General features: G+C 43.6%; 1 protein-coding gene. It reads left to right on the forward strand.

Translation table 11 applies throughout. The features are described from left to right. Window positions 1–294: 294 nt before the first annotated feature. Window positions 295–2,409 (forward strand): glycoside hydrolase family 3 protein, encoded by a 2,115-nt coding sequence (locus tag AC4GME_RS18660; RefSeq protein ID WP_490377569.1) that lies wholly within the window; start codon window positions 295–297, stop codon window positions 2,407–2,409. Window positions 2,410–2,565: the final 156 nt, after the last annotated feature.

Genomic DNA, 2,565 nt, shown 5'->3' on the forward strand with positions numbered 1-2,565 from the left:
TTATCTAAACAAGCGCCTACACTGCTCATTGAGGCCGTTATTTTATACTTGTTCAAATCGCCCGCTAGTATATTGAGAGCCTCTATCAATATGAAACATTAATCCAGCTTTTTGTTTCCAGCTATAAGTTGTGATACCTAGAGCCGAAGCTGCTTCCTGAACGCTATAACCTTGCTCACTGATTAACACTAATGCTTCAGTTCAATTAGACCAGAATAGTAAAAAGTTAAATAGGAAAATTAACCTATTATTATAATGATGATCCGAGTTAAACAATGAATGCGCGGAGGACATATGAAGACTAAAGTAACTAAATTAAGTGCGTTGATCGCAGTAATGATTTTAAGCGGTTGTAGTGATAGTGATACGAAGGTTCAACAGGCTGAACTGTCGCAAGCAACGCTAGAAATTATTGAGCAAAGCGGGTTGAAATTTAAAGATCATAACAAAGACGGTGAGCTTAATCTTTATGAAGATTGGCGTTTAAGCGCTCCTGAGCGTGCGGATGATCTTGTTGCCCGAATGACAGATGCAGAAAAAGCGGGAGCCATGATGCACGGCACATTGGCTACCACTCCGGATGCATCAAGACTGGTCTTTGACGGTGAAGGTGAGAACAATACGGTATTACTTAAAGAGCGCATGATCAATACATTGATCACGCGACAAGCGGGCGCTGTAAAAGATATTGCAGACGATAATAATACGGTTCAAGCAATAGCGGAGCAAACCCGCCTTGCTATACCCGTCTCAATCTCTACAGATCCGCGTAACCACTTTAACGAAGCAGGGGGCGCATCAATCGGTGCTGGTCAGTTTTCGCAATGGACTGAAACACTTGGTTTAGCGGCAATCGGTGATGAGGCTCTGACTAAAAAATTTGCAGATATTATCAGACAGGAATACCTGGCGGTCGGGATTAATCAGGCGCTGCATCCAACGGCAGATATCGCCACTGAACCGAGATGGGGCAGAGTTAACAGTACCTTCGGTGAAGACGCAAATTTATCGCGAATCATGACCAAATCTTATGTTCAGGGACTGCAAAATTCTGATACGGATCTGGTTAAAGGCGGTGTCTGGGGCGTGGTAAAACATTTTGCTGGCGGCGGCCCACAGGAAAACGGTATTGATGCCCATTACTTTATCGGTAGAAAGCAGGTTTACCCGGGTAATAACTTTGCCTACCACCGCATCCCGTTTAAAGGGGCTTTTGAAGCCGGCGTCGCGGGTGTTATGCCTTATTACGGTGTACCGATGGATCAGGTTATCGGTGAGGAAAATGTCGGATTTGGTTACAGTAAGTACCTGTTGACCGATGTGTTGCGCGGTGAAGAAAAATTTGAAGGCGTGATAGTCTCCGATTGGGGGGTAGCGTCTGATTGTGTTGGACCATGCCGTGAGGGTGTAATATCAGAAGAATATGCCGCAATACCTTGGTACGCTCGCCTTGGTATGCCGTGGGGTGTGGAAGATATAGACACAGTTGAGAGAGCTGCTCTGCTTGTTGATGCCGGTATCGATTCGTTTGGTGGTATTAATGATCCAACAAACTTGCTTGCCAATATTACCTCTGGTCGATTAACGGCAAAGCGAATTAACTTGTCAGTGAAACGCATCATGGTGACTAAGTTTAAACAGGGTCTGTTTGAATCCGCCTTCGTTGATCCGGCAAAAGCGATTGAAGTTGTCGGTAAAGCTGAGTTCCAAGTAGCCGCTGATGATTCACAACGCCGTTCAGTCACCCTGTTGAAAAACACTGGCGACCAATTACCGCTTTCGTCTACAGAGTTAGGCAAGGTGTTTGTAAGTGGTATAGAGGCGTCGTTTGCTTCAGACTACGGTCTGACTGTAGTCGAAGAGATGAATGATGCTGATACTATTATTATCCGTACGCAAACTCCGGGTATGATGGCACATGCATGGTTCCCATTTGCGGTCTGGATGCCAATGGGAGAGCTAGGCTTTGTATCTGATGATGATTTTGCACTTCGTGACTATGAAACCGCTCCAGATGAACATAACGGTGCGCAGCTTTGTTATCCGGAATTAGCCGAAGAAAGCCTTGGCCAGTGTCAGTATACTGGTGGCGCAAGTCATGATCTAATCCAAGCTGCGATTGCAACGGGTAAACGCGTTATTCTTGATGTGTTTATGATCCGTCCTGCCGCATTGGGTAATATTGCACATACAATTGATATTATCACAGCTAACTACGGCACTTCTGATGAAGCCTTCTTAGATGTTATTACCAATAATAATGGTGCAAAACCGGAAGGGAAATTACCGTTCGGTTTACCGGTTTCAACAGATTTAGTTGAAGAATTTGGATCAGAAGATCTCCCTTCTAATGAAGAGCAGGCTGAAATTACACTGTTTCCATTTGGTTACGGTCTAACATACAAATAGTAAGATATTATTGTTGATTATTTAGTATAAAACCCTAGCGTAATGCTAGGGTTTTCGTTTGTGGTTACAGTGAAAACAATAAATTCAAGCTTATTCTTAAAACTCTACGATTATCTAAAAAAATATCTCTTGTGTTGTTTTTATCTCTATATGTCC

It is taken from the genome of Psychromonas sp. (assembly GCF_983033635.1).

Bases quoted from the DNA above. Each gene is read 5' to 3' on its own strand.
- AC4GME_RS18660 (WP_490377569.1), top strand. From the start codon at position 295: ATGAAGACTAAAGTAACTAAATTAAGTGCGTTGATCGCAGTAATGATT.